19 protein-coding genes are annotated in these 18,531 nt (G+C 41.1%); 4 read left to right on the top strand and 15 right to left on the bottom strand.

Annotated features, from left to right (window positions below; translation table 11 throughout):
• Positions 1 to 62 precede the first annotated feature (62 nt).
• The 3 genes from G589_RS0111830 to G589_RS21235 form a co-directional block, all read right to left on the bottom strand.
• On the bottom strand, positions 63 to 584 hold the full coding sequence (locus G589_RS0111830) for a hypothetical protein (protein ID WP_026522292.1): 522 nt from the start codon (positions 582 to 584) through the stop codon (positions 63 to 65).
• Between the two features lie 114 nt (positions 585 to 698).
• Positions 699 to 1,127: an ImmA/IrrE family metallo-endopeptidase gene (locus G589_RS21240; RefSeq protein ID WP_051192350.1), complete on the bottom strand. Its 429-nt coding sequence runs from the start codon at positions 1,125 to 1,127 to the stop codon at positions 699 to 701.
• The gene (locus G589_RS21235; RefSeq protein WP_026522291.1) at positions 1,105 to 1,548 is read right to left on the bottom strand and encodes a helix-turn-helix domain-containing protein; all 444 of its coding nucleotides are present in this window, start codon (positions 1,546 to 1,548) and stop codon (positions 1,105 to 1,107) included. Before G589_RS21235 ends, G589_RS21240 begins: the two co-directional genes overlap by 23 nt.
• 164 nt (positions 1,549 to 1,712) lie before the next feature.
• On the opposite strand from G589_RS21235, the gene ftsZ reads away from it, so the two are divergent.
• Positions 1,713 to 2,891 (top strand): cell division protein FtsZ, encoded by a 1,179-nt coding sequence (ftsZ, locus tag G589_RS0111815; RefSeq protein WP_026489104.1) that lies wholly within the window; start codon positions 1,713 to 1,715, stop codon positions 2,889 to 2,891.
• Positions 2,892 to 2,921: 30 nt separating this feature from the next.
• On the opposite strand, the gene G589_RS0111810 is transcribed toward ftsZ, so the two are convergent.
• From G589_RS0111810 to dnaX, 8 genes are all read right to left on the bottom strand, one after another.
• On the bottom strand, positions 2,922 to 3,677 hold the full coding sequence (locus tag G589_RS0111810) for a metallophosphoesterase (protein WP_026522290.1): 756 nt from the start codon (positions 3,675 to 3,677) through the stop codon (positions 2,922 to 2,924).
• A 62-nt stretch (positions 3,678 to 3,739) separates the two neighbouring features.
• A complete protein-coding gene (locus G589_RS21230; RefSeq protein WP_051192349.1) occupies positions 3,740 to 5,809 on the bottom strand; it encodes an AAA family ATPase in 2,070 nt (689 codons plus the stop codon).
• A 25-nt stretch (positions 5,810 to 5,834) separates the two neighbouring features.
• Positions 5,835 to 6,182 (bottom strand): hypothetical protein, encoded by a 348-nt coding sequence (locus G589_RS0111800; protein WP_026522289.1) that lies wholly within the window; start codon positions 6,180 to 6,182, stop codon positions 5,835 to 5,837.
• A gap of 262 nt (positions 6,183 to 6,444) precedes the next feature.
• Positions 6,445 to 7,215: a hypothetical protein gene (locus tag G589_RS0111795; protein ID WP_026522288.1), complete on the bottom strand. Its 771-nt coding sequence runs from the start codon at positions 7,213 to 7,215 to the stop codon at positions 6,445 to 6,447.
• Positions 7,202 to 8,263: a helix-turn-helix transcriptional regulator gene (locus G589_RS0111790; RefSeq protein WP_026522287.1), complete on the bottom strand. Its 1,062-nt coding sequence runs from the start codon at positions 8,261 to 8,263 to the stop codon at positions 7,202 to 7,204. Before G589_RS0111790 ends, G589_RS0111795 begins: the two co-directional genes overlap by 14 nt.
• A gap of 141 nt (positions 8,264 to 8,404) precedes the next feature.
• Positions 8,405 to 9,445: a pentapeptide repeat-containing protein gene (locus G589_RS21225; RefSeq protein ID WP_051192348.1), complete on the bottom strand. Its 1,041-nt coding sequence runs from the start codon at positions 9,443 to 9,445 to the stop codon at positions 8,405 to 8,407.
• A gap of 4 nt (positions 9,446 to 9,449) precedes the next feature.
• Positions 9,450 to 10,094, bottom strand: coding sequence for a hypothetical protein (locus G589_RS0111780; RefSeq protein ID WP_026522286.1), 645 nt, complete (start codon positions 10,092 to 10,094; stop codon positions 9,450 to 9,452).
• A 118-nt stretch (positions 10,095 to 10,212) separates the two neighbouring features.
• Positions 10,213 to 11,388 (bottom strand): DNA polymerase III subunit gamma/tau, encoded by a 1,176-nt coding sequence (dnaX, locus tag G589_RS19790; RefSeq protein WP_035776011.1) that lies wholly within the window; start codon positions 11,386 to 11,388, stop codon positions 10,213 to 10,215.
• 451 nt (positions 11,389 to 11,839) lie between these two features.
• On the opposite strand from dnaX, the gene G589_RS0111765 reads away from it, so the two are divergent.
• Together G589_RS0111765 and G589_RS0111760 are read left to right on the top strand one after the other, a co-directional pair.
• Positions 11,840 to 12,022: a hypothetical protein gene (locus tag G589_RS0111765; protein WP_026522285.1), complete on the top strand. Its 183-nt coding sequence runs from the start codon at positions 11,840 to 11,842 to the stop codon at positions 12,020 to 12,022.
• Between the two features lie 376 nt (positions 12,023 to 12,398).
• On the top strand, positions 12,399 to 13,631 hold the full coding sequence (locus tag G589_RS0111760) for an ATP-binding protein (protein ID WP_026522284.1): 1,233 nt from the start codon (positions 12,399 to 12,401) through the stop codon (positions 13,629 to 13,631).
• Positions 13,632 to 13,702: 71 nt separating this feature from the next.
• On the opposite strand, the gene G589_RS0111755 is transcribed toward G589_RS0111760, so the two are convergent.
• The 3 genes from G589_RS0111755 to G589_RS0111745 are packed head-to-tail and all read right to left on the bottom strand — an operon-like array spanning position 13,703 to position 15,424.
• Positions 13,703 to 14,245: a hypothetical protein gene (locus G589_RS0111755; RefSeq protein ID WP_026522283.1), complete on the bottom strand. Its 543-nt coding sequence runs from the start codon at positions 14,243 to 14,245 to the stop codon at positions 13,703 to 13,705.
• Positions 14,242 to 14,757 (bottom strand): YwqJ-related putative deaminase, encoded by a 516-nt coding sequence (locus tag G589_RS19785; RefSeq protein WP_035776004.1) that lies wholly within the window; start codon positions 14,755 to 14,757, stop codon positions 14,242 to 14,244. Before G589_RS19785 ends, G589_RS0111755 begins: the two co-directional genes overlap by 4 nt.
• On the bottom strand, positions 14,744 to 15,424 hold the full coding sequence (locus G589_RS0111745) for a DUF4417 domain-containing protein (RefSeq protein WP_022769239.1): 681 nt from the start codon (positions 15,422 to 15,424) through the stop codon (positions 14,744 to 14,746). The genes G589_RS19785 and G589_RS0111745 overlap by 14 nt, the downstream gene beginning before the upstream one ends.
• 115 nt (positions 15,425 to 15,539) lie before the next feature.
• On the opposite strand from G589_RS0111745, the gene G589_RS19780 reads away from it, so the two are divergent.
• Complete coding sequence (locus tag G589_RS19780; protein ID WP_035776003.1) at positions 15,540 to 17,255, top strand: hypothetical protein; 1,716 nt, start codon at positions 15,540 to 15,542, stop codon at positions 17,253 to 17,255.
• A gap of 556 nt (positions 17,256 to 17,811) precedes the next feature.
• On the opposite strand, the gene G589_RS0111735 is transcribed toward G589_RS19780, so the two are convergent.
• Positions 17,812 to 18,144: a hypothetical protein gene (locus G589_RS0111735; protein ID WP_022769241.1), complete on the bottom strand. Its 333-nt coding sequence runs from the start codon at positions 18,142 to 18,144 to the stop codon at positions 17,812 to 17,814.
• Between the last annotated feature and the right edge of the window lie 387 nt (positions 18,145 to 18,531).

Below are 18,531 nucleotides of genomic sequence, written 5' to 3'. Positions count from 1 at the left end.
CTAACACAAACAGCCCTATTCTGGGTAAAAGAAACTTCAATGACTACAGCCCGGAAAAATGCTTAAATATCGACTTCAAATTCTACAGTCTGATTGTACTTATCAAGGGTAAGCAGAAGCGCATTCATAAAGGTCTCAATGTTGTCATATTCGGCCTTAACCACCTCCATATCAAAGTTAATACACTGGATATCCGATGTGTATGTTTTGCTATACCTACCATAGCCAGATTCTGTCACTCTTGTCTTAGGCGTAAGTTTTCTCATCGCCCCCAGCACAGCTTTTCTTTCTGTCATCTGCGCCATTTTCACAAGAAGCATATCTATGGTGTATTTCTCTCCTTCAACCTCAACGGTATTAGTTGAATTAGATACGTTCAGTGCATGCTTGATCTTAATGATCTTGTCGTCAATCTCAGCAATAGTTCTATGAACCTCAAGGAAATCATACTCAGGGATTATTGCTTCTTCTCCCTGTCCGACAATGTACTTGTGCCGAGCATTTTCCAGCTCTCTCCAATATACCTTGTCTTCTTTTAGTTTCTTAATAAGCTTGTTCGCATATGCAGATGTCATCTTTATCATGGAATGTCTCCTCTCATTTCTTTATACGTTTTAAGTGTTTCTGTACTTTTCTATACAATAACAAGGGGCATGCGACTTTTTTGTCGCATGCCCCGGATAAGCCTTATTTCATATTCACTTTTTTAGCTCTATGCTCTGCTCTACAATATTCTGAAGCAGATAAGGCGGAATCTCTGTCATATCCACCTTCAGTCTTGCCTGGTCCTCTAAAAGTGCCAGTACAAAGAGGTTTGCCTCATATTCTGACTGCATATTAATCTTTCCACCAATATCAGCGAAGTAATTCAATGTTTCATCATGTAAAAAGATATGTCCCAGTTCATGAGCACATAAGATCTTTTTTGATGCCTCCGTGTAATTGGAGTTTATAGCTATGTATGGTGCGTACCCACGAAACTTAACGGCCTGTGCTTTAAAGCCCTTGAATCCATGATCCCGCTCTAATATTCTTATTCCCCAGATCTTGGCTATCTCAAATGGATCATTAGTATGATATGTATTCCTCAGTCCATTTGCAAAATCAACGATTTCTTGCTTTCTCATCCCCCGGAGCCCCCTTTGTCTGATATCTATGACTCATAACTTTTAAATGGCCCAGTAGCTCATTTGCAAATTCGACGATCGTCTCCTCATCCATCTGGTTAGGGTCATAACCACCAAACGCAGCAAGCGTCGGTGTTTTTAGAATAAATTCAATTGCTTCCTGCGGATTCTCAAAGTGATTTGGCAGCTTTGCAATCTCTTCTTTGTCAGCATCAGTGGCCTCTTCGTTCCCCATCAGTTCAGCCGGTGTGACACCTAAGATCTTGCAAATCTTATCAAATGTTTCCACAGGAATCTTGCTTATGCTTGATGCTTCATAGCGATATATGGTCGTATAGGACACACCAAGCTGCTCTGCAATGCTCTCTACAGATATTCCCAGTTCTTTTCTTTTGTTTTTAAGTCTTTCACCAATCTGCATATGCGTTACCTCGTCTGTGGTACATCATACACCAAAATTTGCATTTATGCAAATTGTTGTTGACATTGATTTGCATAAACGCTATATTGTAAATCATAATATTACTTGCATAAATGCAAATCGCCATTACACCAAACTTGCACTTGTGCAAACGGGAGGTAAACATGCTTGAGATAAAAGAATCTTTTGCAAACAGCAAAACCATGCCAAAAGTCATGGTTATTGGCATCGGCGGTGGGGGAAACAACGCCATAACAAGGATGATTGAAAAGGCATCCGATTATGTTACATACGCAGCACTTAACACTGATTCCATGACTTTGGATAAATGTCCAGCCACAAAACGACTTCAGCTCGGCACAAAACTCACGCAAGGATTCGGTGCCGGCGGCGACCCTACTGTAGGGGAGTCCGCCGCAAAAGAGAGCGAGGAAGATATAGCAGAGCTCGTCCATGATGCAAATATGGTAATCCTAACCTGCGGAATGGGCGGCGGTACTGGGACCGGCGCCATTCCTGTCGTAGCTCAGATATGCAAGAATCTGGGAATCCTTACAGTCGCTGTAGTTACAATGCCTTTCTCTTTTGAAAGCAAGCCCAGAGTCTATGCAGCTCAGACCGGACTAAAAAAGCTTGAGCAGAACATCGACACCCTTCTGGTAATCCCTAACGATAAGCTCCTCACAATCACTGATAAGCAGTTCTTTCTCGATGAGGCCTTTACCCTGTGCGATTCTGTTCTACGATACACAATTGAAGGTATCACTAACATCATCTTCAATCACGGAACCATAAATCTCGACTTTAATGATCTCCGTTCCACGTTAAAAGACAAAGGCTATGGCTTATTCGGCATTGGAATAGCTTCCGGAGAAGAAACAATCGTTGAAGCAGTAGAAAAGGCCATCAGCTCTCAACTTCTTGACACCAGAATAACCGGCGCGTCCAATATTCTCCTGAACACCAGCGGCAGAGTTGACCTTGTTGCGCTCAACAAGGCTGTTTCCTACATAAGAGAACAGGCTGGCGACAACGTTAACATCTTCTGGGGCACAGTAAGCGGAGACCCAACAGCTGAAGATATAGTTGTCACTGTCATTGCCACAGGAATGAAGCAGATTTCTACTGCTCAGGAAACTACAACTCCTGATCCAAAAGAGTTTACATCGAAGGTGCTTTCCACTCCTAAAGAGCCATTGCCTCAGATAAACCCTAATCTGGATTTTCTAAAAAATGCCAAACAGGCTTCGGACATTCCAACCATCTCAAACATTCAACCAAAGCCAAAAGCCAAGCCTGTCCAACTGCAGATTCCAGAGTTTTTGCTTCATAAGCCAAGCTAAACCATTAAAGCCAGGGAGACCTGGCTTTAATCAACTGACAAATGAAACCGGGAATTCCTCCATGTCCTCAAGACGCAAGAAGATCAGTCCATTATCAACTTCTTCGATTTCTCCGAAAGAGCATCCACCATCAATATCGATAAGATTGCCTTTTCTAAAGGACTTCAAACACCCAAAGTCTTCCTCAACCTCGATCCATTTGCGAATCCGTTGTACCGGAACATGTCCTGTGACGAATGTATAGTCATAGTCACCATAGATGTTCTCACCCTGAGTCTCATAATCATCACGGTATATTGAAGTCCAGACAATGTTCCAAACATCTTTGTAGCTCATCTCTTTGTACTTCAGGTTCTCAAGCCCCTTCTTGTAATACGAATGAGAAAGACAAATCTTTTTGCCTTCTACTTCTGTTGTCATCATGACATACCGGTCATTAAGCCATTTCAATAGTTCTTTTCTTTCGGCTTTCTTTAATGTCTCGTACTGTGAAAACGTCTTATCGCCACCGTTGTAGAATAACCAAAGGTCCCAGTCTCTTCCGTTCCACTCATTTTTGCCGCTGGAATCCACAGAGTTAAGCATCATGAACTCATGGTTTCCAATGATTAGGTCCATGTTAGGCTCTGCCATGATTCTCTGAAGAACCTTTATCCCGTCAGGGCCTCTGTCTACGGCATCACCTAAGACATATATCTTATCTTCCGGAGAAAACCCAATCACTTTAAGCCCAGCAAGAAAAGTATTCAGTTGTCCATGTATATCTGCCACCGCGTACGTTGACATAATGCCCCCTAAAAAACCTTATAATACTCTACTATACATCGAGGACAATAAATGTCCACCTATCATACCGCAAAACCAATTCCCTGTTTTTTCTCTTTAAACTGGTTGCCAGCTACTGTTTCAAAGTCCTCCGCTTTAAGCTGCATAATCTTCTCTTTGGAGATCTTCTTGCCCTTGTTTTCCCTAAAGAGCCTCTGTGACTGACGCATTTCTGCCTGTTCTAATAGGTTACGGGCAAATCGTCCATTACCAAACTCCTCGTGGGAGCATGCTTCCTTAAATATCTCCATAGATTTTGGTTCAACGTCTTCAGAAAGCATAAATCCTCTCTTTTCAGCCATTAGCTTCAGGATCTGCCACATTTCATCAGCTTTATAATCCGGGAAGTCAAGATGGAATGCAATCCTACTTCTAAGGCCCTCATTCTTATCAAGGAACTCTTTCATTTTTTCAGGATATCCAGCAAAAATCACAATCACATCTTCTCTGTGGTTTTCCATTTCTTGTACTATAGTGTTTATTGCCTCATCGCCAAAAGAATTTGAACCATCAACAAGAGAATACGCTTCATCAATAAAGAGAATTCCTCCATTAGCTTCTCTAAACTTCTCGCATACAGTCTTTGCTGTCCATCCTACATACCTGGCAATAAGATCAGCACGTCCTACTTCCACATAATTTCCGCTCTCAAGGACACCTTCTTTCTTTAATATCTGGGCTAGAAGTCTTGCTACAGAAGTCTTAGCGCTACCAGGATTGCCGGTAAATATCATATGCATAGAGTTCGAATATGTATCCAGTCCCATCTTTGACCTTAACTTTCGAGCCTTTCCAGAATCGATTATCTGATCGACAACATTCTTGATTTCTGAAAGACCTATCATTTCCTTAAGCTCTTTATATGGTTCTGATTCAGGTCCTTTTTTATCCACCTTAACCACATCACAAGCCTTATAGGCTTTATAAATCCGCTCCTTAAGGCTTCTTCCGTACCAGGTATTGAACGCCTTATAAACTTCTGCAACGGTATAAAGCTTTTTCTTAGAAAGTACGCTATAAAAGTCTTCTTCCGTCACAACACTATCATGTTCTTTTGCAAGCTTTTGAAAGAATCTGAAGGACTTATTGTAATCTCCCGCTCCTTCTTTTAGCTCTATGATACTTATATTCTCAACCGCCTTAGAAATCATAGCATTAGAGAAGCCCGGGTTAGATGTGTTTTCAATAAAGAAGCACAATGTATACAGTCCATAATCTTTTACAAAAGAGTTAAGCTGCTCCGTAACCTGCTCGTAAGCAGATGCATATACTCCATGCATTCCATCATCACCTGACATATCGATTGAAACAGCATTTCCCTGTGCAACCTGAAAAATCTTATCCAGTTCATCTTCATTTCGATATGCCCGTTCACCAATAGATGTCAGTTTTTCTATTCTTGTACCCAAAACGCGGTTGTTTGACCAAAGTGCGCTGATAAGTAGCTCGCTGATTGATTCTGCAGCCTGGTAATCGCCAACAATGATTTTGTAATGAACAGGATTGCCGCAGTACTTCCTGGAATTATCGTTCGAATATATCCTCTTCAATTCCTCTATCAGCGTATCATCTGCCATCAGCTCTTCTGCTTTCTTTACAGCCTGCTTATACGTTATTTTTTTACTGATACACTTTTCTTTGACATTGAAATTGTTTGCACCATGGAAATAGTCTATAAGAAGTTCATCAGTAAAGTTCCTACATTGCCATGGTATCAAATCCTGACGATCGGCCTTCCTATACAGTTCATTGACCTCATAAGGGCATATTTCTTTCTGCGATTTAAATGACACATTTTCAATAGCTTTATCAGAATCCGCTAATGTCTTGCTAACAAAATCCTTACATTTTTTCAAAGATACATTTTCAAGGCTACAACCAGCAAGAACGGTCAGCTCATTTTCATTTACAGCAACAATAAGCATAGATATATTACCCTCTAAGCCGCATTCTGGCCCGAGCTGCGAATTTAAATCACTCACAAAATCCGCAAATTCGTTCCGCTTATTCTTACGTGCTTTAGATACATTTTCTTCAGCTTCTTCAACTATTTTCCTTCTTGTATAGCTATATAAAAACTCATAAAAAACCATCTCTTTACCTCCTGCTGTAGCGCCTTCAGTTCTCCTCATCAAAGTGACAATGGTAATGCTTGCTGCCATCTATATGTATAATGGGCTCGACATCTATCCCAAGCGTCTTCAGAACAGTTTGTACCTGTTCATTTCCTATGTAAGGGCTCATATAAACAACGGGCTTTCCCTTATTTGAAACCTCTACTCTTCCACGTGGATAATAATCATATTTCTTATTGCATCCCTTTGGCTTAACGCTCTCCCAAAGCCTCTCATGATTGTAGTTATTTCCTGATTTGGATAGTCCTTCAGTTACTCCTTCTTCATATCTGACAATAACCAGCTCATCTTCTACCAGCCAGAACACTCCTCTTATTCCTTCCTTGCTCATAGTAAACTCCTGCATTTTAGTGCTTCTCTGCTATCTTATGGTCACATTATAAATGTCCCTGTGGGGAATTTTTTGTACATAAAAATCGCCATTCCATAATCGTTTTCAGTTTTGCTAATCCTATCAGAGCATCACGACAACAGTCTGGTTGAAGTAAAAAAGGACGATGCAAACTGCATCGTCCCATAATACAAAGCGTCATGGACAAAAAATGTCCACCGTTTTATTGCATGTACGTCCCCCCTCATAAACTCTACATTCCTTAGCGGAGATTCTGCAATACATTTTTTACCGTTCTTTCCCGCCCTTTATAGTAATACCAAAGTACATTATCAAAATCTTTTCTGCTTAATTTTTCTTCATTCTCGGGGTGTACTTTCTCTCGTATATCATCTATGAGTTTTCTGTAACCATCATAATTACGCTTATCAAAAAAAGTTCTCCTGATTACATGCTTATTCTTAACCATTTCGCGGTCATAATCATTCAAGTAAACCAATGCATAATATGGGATTACATATTCCAAAACACTGTCATATATTGAATAATTGTCTGCTTCTTGGCCTTCGAATAAGTACCTACATAGAAAAGTACAAAACTTAGAAGCAAAGCTAAATGTATTACGTATTTTACCATCAGAAGCACGAACGGCTTCAGAGATCGTTGTCACCAACTCTGCATCGCCATCCTTTAGCCTCTGCTTCAAATTGCGGATATTACAAATAGTCTCAGCAGTTTGATCAATACCTTTATTATCGCCTTTTTTACTGCCTGAAGCAGCCAGATGCGTTGAGTTTTCTTTATCCAATCGCCTGCATATCTCTTTCATTATTTTCAAATCCAACAGATTATCTTGGTTCTCTATGATATAAGCACACGAGGATTCCTTGTTCTCCTCGTTGCTGGCTTCAGCATATTTAGAATCAATCGCTATACACGCATTGATCAATTGTGCATTTTTTCTATTAAGTATCAGCATTCCATGCTCATCAAAATCTAAGGTATAAAAACCATCCTTATTATTTTTGCTCATACCCTTTCAGTCCTTTCTTCAAATCCTCAATCGCTCTATCTCTCAATTCTTTTGGCTCTAAAATAACTACATCCGGAGCATAGTTCTTTGCAAACTGCAGCACCGACGTCTCATTGGCATTTACTGCAACGCTTACATGAGTATCATCCTGATCATAGAAACGAACATCACTTCCAAACATATCAACAATATCGCTGATCATGGCATTGACTATCCTGAGCTTTGCCCTGGAAGTATCGCTGCTATACATATAAACATGCTCTTTCATATACTTTGAAAGGTCCAAGGCCTGTCCGTTCGCACCTTTGAGCTTACTAAAGGACTTCGCCGTCTCATCCAACTTCTCAATATCTACGATTCGATCCACACGGTAGTTAGATATATCCTCGTACTGGTCATAATTGCAGATAAGATAGTATTTCCCTTCTTTAGCAGCCATCTGGTAGGGGCTTACAACATATACCCGATCCTTCCCGTTATCATCCTTCTTTGGATGCTGCTTAAGGTCTGTTCCATATTCCACGTACTTGAAGGCTATCTTTTTCTTTTCGTTGATAGCCTCATCAATGACGTCTATGTTATAAAATAGCTGCTTATTATTTGTCCTGTCCTTTGGCATTGTAGCAATATGCTTAACCCTGGACCTAAAATAGATATTTGAAAGCTTCTCGATCTTTTCAACAAGCTCTTTACACTGGCTGTAAGGCAGATGCTTGGAAAAAAGAAGTCCATCAATAAGAAGGCGCAGCTCGCTGTCTTCAAAATCCCTCACAAGATAAAAGTCACTAAGAATATAATTCTCTTCCAGCTCTCCGGTCTTTGGGTTTTTGACCATACGAATCGACTCGCTATAGGCGATCTCATAGCCAAATTCTTCAAGATTCATCAGGTTTGTCTTAATAGACTTCCTGTCAGCCGTCATGTCGTATTCTTCCTTAAGCCGCTCCTCTATTTCCTTCTGGCTTAACCTGTGATCCTCATCTGTATATTTCCTTAGTATGTCCAAAAGGTTAAAAAGCATCAGTTTTTTTGATTGTTTTGTGCCCATGTCAGCTCCTTTTTACCGGGATTTGGATCCCTTTGTCAGCTACCATTCTACTAATAATTATGGGCAATTTTTTCCACATAGACAAATTAAGAAATCATAAAGAATCTTGAAGCATGTCAGCAATGCATCGCAGATAAAGAATTAGTCGTTATCTTCTTCATCCTCATCCTTATCAGTAAGAGCCTCAGCCTCCGCGCGTGATAATTCGAAGTATATTCCTGAAACATCGCCATGTCGGTTAGGATCAACTTCCTTCGCTGTAACAGTAGCTCCTTTGATATACTTAAATTCTTTGTCCACACGGCTTACTGCTTCATCAACAGGATTCCCTTCCTTGTCAAAAATATCCAGGACAACTGCTTCAGATGCTCTGCAAGAATGAAACGTACTTCCTTTCCTCTTTGCGTGCTCAGGGATCAGTAACTTCACAATCTTTCCTTCCCTACACTTTTTCCAGGCAATAAATGATCCCTCTTCCGGGCAGAATATAGGCATGTGAAGCCCCTTTACTCCCTTCAAATTGTCAGGATCCAAATCGATGTCAGCGGTGCTAAGTCCCGTCATATCAGAGTTTGTAAAATCGGTCCAGTACGTCCTTCTGGCGAAATCGAAATCGGCATTGCAGAGCCTCGTATCCTCGAATGTTGAATCATCAAAGTCAGCACAGCAAAAGCGCGCTTCTTCTAAATCCGATCCGGAAAAATCACAATTACAGATTTCTGCCGCAAAGAAATTTGCCTTCTTTAAAACAGCATTCTTTATCTCACAGTCCCACATGCAAGAAAAGCTAAAACATGCCTTTTCTCCTTTGCACTCATTGAGTTTAGAGAGCGTTAAGTTTACATTGTAGAAAGTGGTGCCATCAATTACAGCCCCCGTCAAATCTGCATTGTGCATATATGCTCCCCAGAAGTTAGCATTAGACAAATTGGCTCCAGTAAGATTGGAGCTTCCAAGATTAACGCCAGTCATGTCTGCATATGAAAAATCCATCCCAGACAGATCCATCTCACTGAGGTCAACATCGCTAAAGTCTGCACGCTTTCCTTCCTCATTATTTTTAAGCCACTTAGCATGCTCTTCCATTCGTCTGTCAAATTCAGACCTTTCAATCTTTTTTTGCGATAAAATCGTCATTCCCATAGATATCTGCATATCATCACCTGTTCCTTTCCATAACAATCAATTAGTCCTCTTTATCATCTTCCTTTAGTTCTTCACAAAGCCTCGATAATTCTTCAGGACCATGCTTTCTTACATCATCGACAACCACTATCTTATCGATGGATTTAAGTATCTTTAGAAAATCTGAAACCTCAGAAAAAGATAGTGTCTCATGGCACATCGCCTCAGGCTGAGCCTCATCATCTCCTTCAAATGGATAAGGATCATCAAAGATTACGTTTTTAAGTGAAATAAAGAAATGGGCCGTCCACCATTCAAGATCTACCTGACCCTGATCATAGTCTTCTGTATCTCCAACTGCATCAATGTCTGCAAGGCCATATTTCTCGCGCATAAGCTCATGTATCTTACTGGGAGCCACGTCTCGTCCATTGTTGGTAATCAGATGGTTACAGAAGTAGTCATCAGAGCCTTCATTACTTATCTTTTCAATGGTCTCTATCAGCAGCTCCCTAAGCTCATCAGAACACTCAGTTCCATCCAGTGAATATCTATATATGTTGTCTGTATCCAAGAAATCACTCAGCAGAGCCTCATAATAATGTGTATGCTTCCTGATAAAGTCGGCTACTCTATCATGAATCTTAAAATAAAGATATAAGATTCTACCTTTTTCTTCAGAACGAACAAATTTAACATTCTCCATATCATCTGCTCCTATCTTTGATAAACTCTTATGTTTTCTGTTCTTGTGATTTCATGATAAAAGAAGGCATGTGGAAATTTTTACGCATGAAAATGGCAGGCTCGTGAGCCCGCCTGATCTATATGCTTATTTGATTTCTAATGTCTTTTTCATGCTCCTCAAGAAGCCGTATCCGGTTCTCAACTGACTGCCTATCGTCCTTCCTGCAGATACGGACAAACAGAGCTTCTATCATTACTCTCTTTTGGTCTGAGCGGGCGATGTTAGAAGACAGATCCGAAAAATGCCTTACCAGATCATCAACTGTATACTGATCAACGCTCTTAGCAAGTTCCTTTACAGATCTTATTGTTTCCTCCGGTGCATCAAAGAAATCCTCAAGATTTTCCGTCACCTGCGCAATCATAATACTTCTAAGGAACCAGACGAAGTCGTTTACAAACTCAAAAAGATTGATCCCATTGCTATTAGCTTCTGACAAGATCAGTATTGATGTCCGCAGATCCTTGTGATATAGCGCCTGAAACAGCTTATGCATCTTCTCCATATCACTCTTAGCCAAAGTCTTAACCACAAAGTTGTACGTAAGCTGCCTATCTTCGCCTATTGTCACGAAATGCTCCAATATACTCAGCGCATCTCTCATAGACCCATCTGCCACTCTCGCAATGTATTCCAGCGCCCTGTTTTCAGCATCTATCCCTTCAGAGGCCGCCACACTCTGAAGCGTCATCTTTATAAGGTCAACTGAGATCCTCCGAAATTCATACCGCTGGCACCTGGATAGAATGGTCGCAGGGACTTTTTGAGGATCTGTCGTTGCCATGATGAAAACCGCATGCGCCGGAGGCTCTTCCAGGGTCTTTAGAAGCATATCAAAAGCCTCTCCCCTCTGTCCCTTAAGCGAATGGACCTCATCAATGATATATATCTTCCATTTCCCATTTATTGGCGGATACGAAACATCCTCAAGGATCCTTTTGATGTCGCTGACCTTGTTATTAGAAGCCGCATCTATCTCAATAACATTTGCACTACTTCCATCCGTGATGGATCTGCAAAACTCGCACCCTCCGCAAGGATTACCCTCCACTGGGTTCTCACAGTTAATCGCCTTCGAAAAAATCCTGGCCATCGTGGTCTTGCCTGTTCCCCTTGTACCATGAAAAAGATATGCATGAGAGACCACGTCATGTTTTACCTGATTCCTAAGTGCCTTAACGATATGATCCTGGCCCTTAACCTCGTCATAAATTTGCGGTCTGAATTTCCTGTAAAGCGCTATGTATCCCATCTAAACACCCACGCGATCGAGAAGAGCACAGTACTTTCCTCAACAGCAGCTTCATATTCCCTATAAGCCTGCCTGTCCATTAACTCGAATGCTTCGTAGAATGAATAGAACCGCTCACAGTCTGAGCAATAATATCCTTCATCCTCTTGGTCAAAGAAAGTACATCCGCAAGTCTCACATACCAGCCGCTCTTCCATAGCTATTTCCCTTCAAAAAAGTATTTGAGCCATCTTATCAAAATGGCGCGACAGCAGCCTGGTCATGTAAAAAAAGACGATGCCACCCTGCATTATCACTGCTAAAACGTTTAATAAATTCTTTCGAATTGTTAACACTAATTTTAGAATATCTAGTATATAATGCACTTATAGGACACAATATATTGTATTTTAGTTTCATTGTTTCGAGTCACACGGTAAGTTTATTTCTTTGTACAATGGAGGACATGCCCATGTACAGTTCAAGTTCATCAACCTCTTGCTATTACAAGAATTCCCCAAAGGTCATAAATACCATAAGGATACATAATAAATACTTTGACGCTTCTGCTGTCAAAGAAAAGGTCATTATGATCGCATCTGCATCTGCCATTGTAAGCAGCCTGTTTGCGGCATTTGCAGTCATAATATTCTGAACCAATTTAAACCATACGCACCCCGGAGCGGTGCTTTTTACCTAGCAAAAAACGAAGATGCCTGTCATCCCAGGTATCTTCGTTTTCATCTTTTATATACAAATGCATATCACTTTCATATACATTCGTATATCATCTCTTATCTGATAGCAGTTCCCATCTCCCCATAAAAAGGAGGTGGGCGGTGCCTTCTGGCGCCGCCCGATTATGAAAAAGAAAAAGTATTTGCTTAACTGTCTAAAGACATGGTATCAAAAGAGCATTAACATGCCTTTAACATAGATTGAACAAATTGTTAATATCCCACCCCTATTGATATGGCAACCATTTTCGGCTAAAATATGATTGAATCATATTTTAGCCGAAAGGATTTATCATGAGACATATCGAAAGAGATCTTAAATCCAAGATAATAGAGCTTAACAAAGAATACTCGGCCATCCTGATCACAGGTGCAAGACAGGTCGGAAAGAGCACTTTGTTCGAGACCATCATGAAGGAACGTGGAGAAGAAAGGGAGATCGTCACATTAGATGATCTGGAAGAGCGTGCTCTTGCCAAGAAAGATCCTGCAATGTTTCTGCAGATCCACGAACCTCCTGTCATGATCGATGAAGTGCAGTATGCTCCTGAGCTCTTTTCATATATCAAGATCGCAATAGACAAGGGTGCTGCCCCGGGATCATTCTGGCTGACAGGGTCTCAAGCCTTCAAGCTCATGGACCTGGCACAGGAGTCACTGGCAGGAAGAGTAGCGATACTAAGGCTCCCTCCACTTTCCCAGCACGAGGCATATGGAAAAGATGTCTCCAGACCATTTTCAGTCGATCTTAACGAACTCAAGAAGCGAAAAAAGACACATGCTCCGGCAACACTAGATGAAATATATGAACGCATCTGGATGGGCGGAATGCCCGGTCTTATCAGCGGAAAGTTTACTGACAGGGATGTTTACTACAGCAGTTACATCCAGACATATATCGAAAGAGATGTAAGCGACCTGATCCAGGGAGTAGACAAGCTCTTATTTCAGGACTTCATAAGGTCAGCTGCATCAAGGATAGGCGAGGTGCTTAATGTACATGCCATAGCAGGAGACGTCGGAATAAACGATGATACCGCAAAGCGCTGGCTACAGGTACTGGAAAAGTCAGAGATCATCACACTGCTACGTCCATACAGCAACAACCTGCTCCATAGAACGATTAAGACGCCAAAGCTGTATTTCTTTGATACCGGCCTTGTGGCTTACCTGACAAAATATTCATCCCCGGAGATCCTTGCAAATGGCGCTCTGGCAGGACATATCCTTGAAAACTACGTTGTCATGGAGATCATCAAATCCTATAAAAACGCAGCCAAGGACTGCCTCTTCTGGTATTACAGGGATAAAGACAATAAGGAAGTCGATATGATCCTTGAAAGTGATGGAATGCTCCATCCAATAGAGGTCAAAAGATCGGTCAATCCCGGCACTGAGCCGGTAGGTGCTTTCTCAGTATTAGACAAAGCAACAACACCAAGAGGCTCTGGCGCGATCATATGCATGAAACCTGAGCTTTCAGCAGTAGACAGTAATAACCTGATAGTTCCTGTGTGGTATATATAAAGAAAAGCACTTCGGCTAAAATCCGATTCAATCGGATTTTAGCCGAAGTGCCCAACTTGTATTCCAAATAATCATAATACAAATGACAAGTCTCGCCCTTCAAAGGACTCTCCCCATCCATTCTTTTCATCAAATGATGAAAACGCCACTTTATTTACATCCGGCAATTGTACGGATGCATCATTTAGTACAGACATCATTTCATCGAGAATATCCAAGCACTCTTCGCCCTTCCCAGGTATGCTCGCATATGCATAAACTTCTTCAATGCGGTATAAGGCCAAGAGCAAGAAATTAACAGGGTCAGAAACATCTTCCTTTTCCCCATCAGATATTCCAGAATACAATTTCACGAACTCTGCATAATCATTTTCAGACAGATACTCAAACTCAGCTTCTTTGTAGTTTTCAAATTCAAAGAGATACTTAGGAATTATCTCCATAAATCTTTCATTCCATTCATCCCAGAACATATTGGTTACCGGCCACATCTGTTCCGAAAGGATAGTCCAATCCCTGTCTGGATATAATGATAAAAGAAACTGCTCTACACACATGATGCCATATGCCATTCGTCCATTCATAGATATTGATGCCAGTTGTTCTCTAATCATTTTCCCGTCTCCTTTTTATACCAACCAGTATTATTATGTTTTACTTTCCCTTTAAATGTATATGTACAGTTTTCACATGCTCTCTTGGGATCCCCCATGCTAGACTTTGTTGTGTGAATAGTAGTAATATGCAAATCTTTAAGATTGGCGCCCGCATTCAATGCTTTATTCACAGCATGCACTTCTGCACAGTTACCCACCAAGTACTGATTCAGCGACTTCTCTGGAAGAATTCCTTTTCGATTACCGTCCCCAAACAAAATAGGATTTTTCTTATCGTTGTCTATCTGAATCCCCCTATTCATTCCATAATAATACTTTCCGGTAGATTCGTCATACACTACTGTCGCCGTAGTAAACTTATCTCTTTGTCGTTTCGATACTCCGTCTAAGAAAGACGCCTTTTTATTTGCCCAACTACTTACACGCGAATGCATAACCCTAGCAAAGGGACCTCTGCCAGCCTTAGCTCCACTTGTACCGGAATATCTTCCTCCTTCACCGCTTCCCATCTTTGCACCTCCTGGATGTATAATCCTCAAAGTGAACAAATCGCGTATACTTAAGATATTCCGCGAACACTGTATCAGGCATGTTTCCATATACTAAGACAACCTGCGGTTCAAGCTCCTCTAGCATCGCATAAAGACCGTTTTTAAAATGCATCTTATTGTCCTTCCCCTGGATGCATCCATATGGGCTAATCATAACTATGCTATTCTTAGGTGCTCCAAGAAATGCCACCTTTTCAGGAAGTACCATCTTTGTGTATGTCCTCTCATCTCCCCAGCGAATCTGTGGTACGACATATTTTCCCTTTGATTGCAAATAGTAACCTATAGCTCTATTCCGATATACATTCATTATCTGCGTAGACAGCGGTTGATCTCTGTACATCGACACATCTGGGCTTATCACAATTGGATACCTATCGATAACTTCCATATACTCTTCTGGCCTGCGTATAACATCCGCAAAGATAACATCCATGTCATTAAAGCAAAGAGCTGTGTTGCCAATTATCTCCGCTGTGACACGACTAAAAGGGACAATGCTTTCTGGAATTACAATTTGATCAGGCTTTTCTATGACAGGTATCTCCAATATTCCTTCAAACCTAGCCCCCTCCACAATCTCAGGCCTAAAACCATCATCCATATCGAATCTTCTTTTCTTCATTTGCATACCCTCCTTTATTGGTGAACTTCATATTTCTAGGCTAAAATAGAAGGGTAAAAATGTACTTGCATTGATTTTGCACAGTTTTTGCATCTTTTTTTCAAGGAGAAAAAATATGGATTTAAACATTTCTTTTTATATAAAAGCAGCACATGGTAGAATCAGCGGATTAAGCACTCAGTTTGATGAGGCAACCCTGCTCTTTTCACCATTAAACGAAAGATTCAATCTGAATATTGACTTCAGTGACACTTACTTTTCCAGATTGGTAAACAGATCAAAAGACGTCGATGGAGCAATAGTAGATATCGTCCAGAAGAAAACAGTTATTGCTTTTTATGAGAAATACTTTATTAAAGAAATTGTTCCAAAACTAAACCCGCATACAGGTCATGATTGGAGTAAAGAAATATACAATGCGATTCAGACTTCATTTGTTATAAGCGATATCAAACGAAAGGAGTATATTGATCTTTACAAAGAAAATGAGGAAGGCTTATTTCTTGCACATACTTTCATGTACTGTCTAAGCGTCAGCAACAGAGCCAAGCCAATGACTTCGATGGACGGCGCGATGGCAACAGAAAATGATCAAAGCTATCTTAAACAGATCAACGATCGCTTGCGTTCTATTGAAGGCAATTTACCCTCAAAGCCAATTAATCTTGGGCAAATGTTGAGTTTCAATATACCTAGCGAAAACTACAATGTGTCTTTAACAGCAAAAGATCCTCGTCACTCGTTTATCTTGCGGCTCAAAGTTGCCAAGAACTCCCTCCCTGATGAGTATGAAAATTTTGATTCCTTATTCAGTTATCTTGTTTTCTCAGGAAAAAAACTAGAATTACCAATCTGTAGCTTAGATATATATGACTATGCCCAAAACCTATTAAGGCATATAGAAAACAAACTATTTGTCGGAGAATCAACCCTGCTACCGGATATGTATTCAGCACAATACGATGATTCCGCCATCCCAGCATGCCCAGGCGTGCTGTTCATCCAAGCTACAGGAAACACTCTTCCGCTTGAACTGAGAAATGAATATGGAGAAACCATACTTCCTTTATACAACTATAAGATAGAACGCGAAGTACAGGGTGACAGTATTTATGCATCATTCACATCTGATGACAACCCACACATAGTAATGAGCATCATATTCAAAGTTCCAAAGATAAAAAAGGATATCACTAGATCAGAGACCACTCTCAAGATAAATATCAAAGATCCCAGCTCTTCATTAGACAACATAGGATACTACTCAACGCTATCCAAGATGAAAGCCGCTGAAAAACTGACTTTCTATAAATGTATAAATAAAGGAGCATACACAGAGTTTATTTCCACCACGAGTTTTGCTTCAGATAACGAAACACTGTTAGATGATTCCCTTAAACTTCTCGATTTTTTCAAGAAAGTATATAAAATCGAAGCGACATATAGAACAGTTTTTGATGTCCGGGATATGAAACGTGATGATGCATATTTTGCAGAAGCTTTATATACTATCATCGACAAAGGATTCGTTAGACTAACAAATCAAAACGTAACAATGAAATGCACGGCAGAAGATACGAAAGTTCTTAGGCAGCTTATAAAGGAAAATAAGATTGTAAAGTGGGATTCCGAATTCGAATATATACAATTATTTGGCAAAACGATTACATTTCATAATGAATATAATATGTGCTGGGTTTCTAATAAAATCTCATTCAAGCAAAACTCAGCAACCGTCCTAGCCGAAGTCGCGGTAATATACAAAAGCGGGATGATCCCTAGTAAAACTGTTGAAAAAGAACTATCCTCTTTCAAAAAAGCAAAGAAATAACCTATCTACGCGGAGATGTCTGCCCAGACATCTCCGTTATTCTTTTCTATCATACGCCCTTGTGGGGAAGGTGTCGGGAACCGGGCGTGGCCTATCAGTCTTCTTTATGGCCAGGGTGTCGGGGGAGTTCCTGACTTTGTTCGGGCGGCGAGCTTAATTCTCCCTTTTCAATAGCCGCCCGCCGCATCTGATAGCCAGGATGCATCTGATCATACCCTTTTAGCAGACTGGCTATCTTCTGCTTTTTAGCCCCCGCGGGGCGTTGCCTGGGGAGGGTGTCGGGAACCGGGCGCGGCCTATCAGTCTTCTTTATGGCCGGGGTGTCGGGGGGTTCCTGACTTTATTCGGGCGGCGAACTTAGTTCTCCCGTCTCCATCGCCGCCCGATGCACGGATAGCTGGGACGCACTAAATTCTCCCGCTCCGCGGACCAGCTATCCGTGTGGGGAAGGGGGCGTGGGGGAAAGGGCAGGCTCGGCTCCCCCACCAAAAAATGCAGCCAGGTGCCAAAAGGATTTCTGTGATAAATTCCCGCCCGCTGCATTTTTTTCTCCGTATTAAACTGCCTTGCTCTCTTCTGTCGGCTCTACCTGGGATGCCTTAAAGAAAAAAGCCTGTTTCATGAACATCTTCCCCTGTTCTTCTCCCTCCTTTCCTTTATGTCCTCCCATGCACTTCCAAATGGGGATCTCGGAAACGGCTTTTTCTCCGTGCTTTACGGTGTAACCCCGCCTTTTCCATTCCATGTATGTGTGTATCTGCTCCGGCTCTTTGGTGAGGGTCTTTCTTCCCTCTTCATCCTCGATAACGATGTTCTTGCCGGTGGTTCCTATTATACCCTCTTTCATAAGTTCCATGCGGTTGTTAAATATAATCTGTTCGTTTGTCATTTCCTCGTTCTCCTTTCCGCAGGAAAGAGGGTTTCCCCCAATGTCATTAAGTTAAGATGACACTATAAAGATCTCTACATCTGAAAATGATGTAGGGGTCTTTTTTTCTAAAAACAGTTGACATGTAAGCATAAAAGTGCGGCCGCTTTCGCTACAGATTTATTTTTAGAGGTAGCGAAAGCGGCCCTTGAAATTAGAGGCAAAAGTCTAAATTCAAGGAGGTGCACGTGAAATCAAAACAAGTTAGAGATATTTTACTAAAGGAGATACACAGCGTTTGCAAGTCCATCGATCAGTTCTGTGTTTCTCCGGGAAAGGATTTTGTTAGGAGCAGAAAAATACCAATTGAAAAACTTATACTAGCAATCATAGGTATGGGGAACAGAA

The organism is Butyrivibrio sp. VCB2001 (genome assembly GCF_000423965.1).
Lineage (GTDB): Bacteria > Bacillota > Clostridia > Lachnospirales > Lachnospiraceae > Butyrivibrio.
The sequence above is the reverse complement of the archived record's forward strand: the minus strand, read 5'-3'. Positions and strand labels throughout refer to the sequence as shown.

Bases quoted from the DNA above. Each gene is read 5' to 3' on its own strand.
- G589_RS0111830 (WP_026522292.1), bottom strand. From the start codon at position 584: ATGATAAAGATGACATCTGCATATGCGAACAAGCTTATTAAGAAACTA.
- G589_RS21240 (WP_051192350.1), bottom strand. From the start codon at position 1,127: ATGAGAAAGCAAGAAATCGTTGATTTTGCAAATGGACTGAGGAATACA.
- G589_RS21235 (WP_026522291.1), bottom strand. From the start codon at position 1,548: ATGCAGATTGGTGAAAGACTTAAAAACAAAAGAAAAGAACTGGGAATA.
- ftsZ (WP_026489104.1), top strand. From the start codon at position 1,713: ATGCTTGAGATAAAAGAATCTTTTGCAAACAGCAAAACCATGCCAAAA.
- G589_RS0111810 (WP_026522290.1), bottom strand. From the start codon at position 3,677: ATGTCAACGTACGCGGTGGCAGATATACATGGACAACTGAATACTTTT.
- G589_RS21230 (WP_051192349.1), bottom strand. From the start codon at position 5,809: ATGGTTTTTTATGAGTTTTTATATAGCTATACAAGAAGGAAAATAGTT.
- G589_RS0111800 (WP_026522289.1), bottom strand. From the start codon at position 6,182: ATGAGCAAGGAAGGAATAAGAGGAGTGTTCTGGCTGGTAGAAGATGAG.
- G589_RS0111795 (WP_026522288.1), bottom strand. From the start codon at position 7,215: ATGAGCAAAAATAATAAGGATGGTTTTTATACCTTAGATTTTGATGAG.
- G589_RS0111790 (WP_026522287.1), bottom strand. From the start codon at position 8,263: ATGGGCACAAAACAATCAAAAAAACTGATGCTTTTTAACCTTTTGGAC.
- G589_RS0111780 (WP_026522286.1), bottom strand. From the start codon at position 10,094: ATGGAGAATGTTAAATTTGTTCGTTCTGAAGAAAAAGGTAGAATCTTA.
- dnaX (WP_035776011.1), bottom strand. From the start codon at position 11,388: ATGGGATACATAGCGCTTTACAGGAAATTCAGACCGCAAATTTATGAC.
- G589_RS0111765 (WP_026522285.1), top strand. From the start codon at position 11,840: ATGTACAGTTCAAGTTCATCAACCTCTTGCTATTACAAGAATTCCCCA.
- G589_RS0111760 (WP_026522284.1), top strand. From the start codon at position 12,399: ATGAGACATATCGAAAGAGATCTTAAATCCAAGATAATAGAGCTTAAC.
- G589_RS0111755 (WP_026522283.1), bottom strand. From the start codon at position 14,245: ATGATTAGAGAACAACTGGCATCAATATCTATGAATGGACGAATGGCA.
- G589_RS19785 (WP_035776004.1), bottom strand. From the start codon at position 14,757: ATGGGAAGCGGTGAAGGAGGAAGATATTCCGGTACAAGTGGAGCTAAG.
- G589_RS0111745 (WP_022769239.1), bottom strand. From the start codon at position 15,424: ATGAAGAAAAGAAGATTCGATATGGATGATGGTTTTAGGCCTGAGATT.
- G589_RS19780 (WP_035776003.1), top strand. From the start codon at position 15,540: ATGGATTTAAACATTTCTTTTTATATAAAAGCAGCACATGGTAGAATC.
- G589_RS0111735 (WP_022769241.1), bottom strand. From the start codon at position 18,144: ATGACAAACGAACAGATTATATTTAACAACCGCATGGAACTTATGAAA.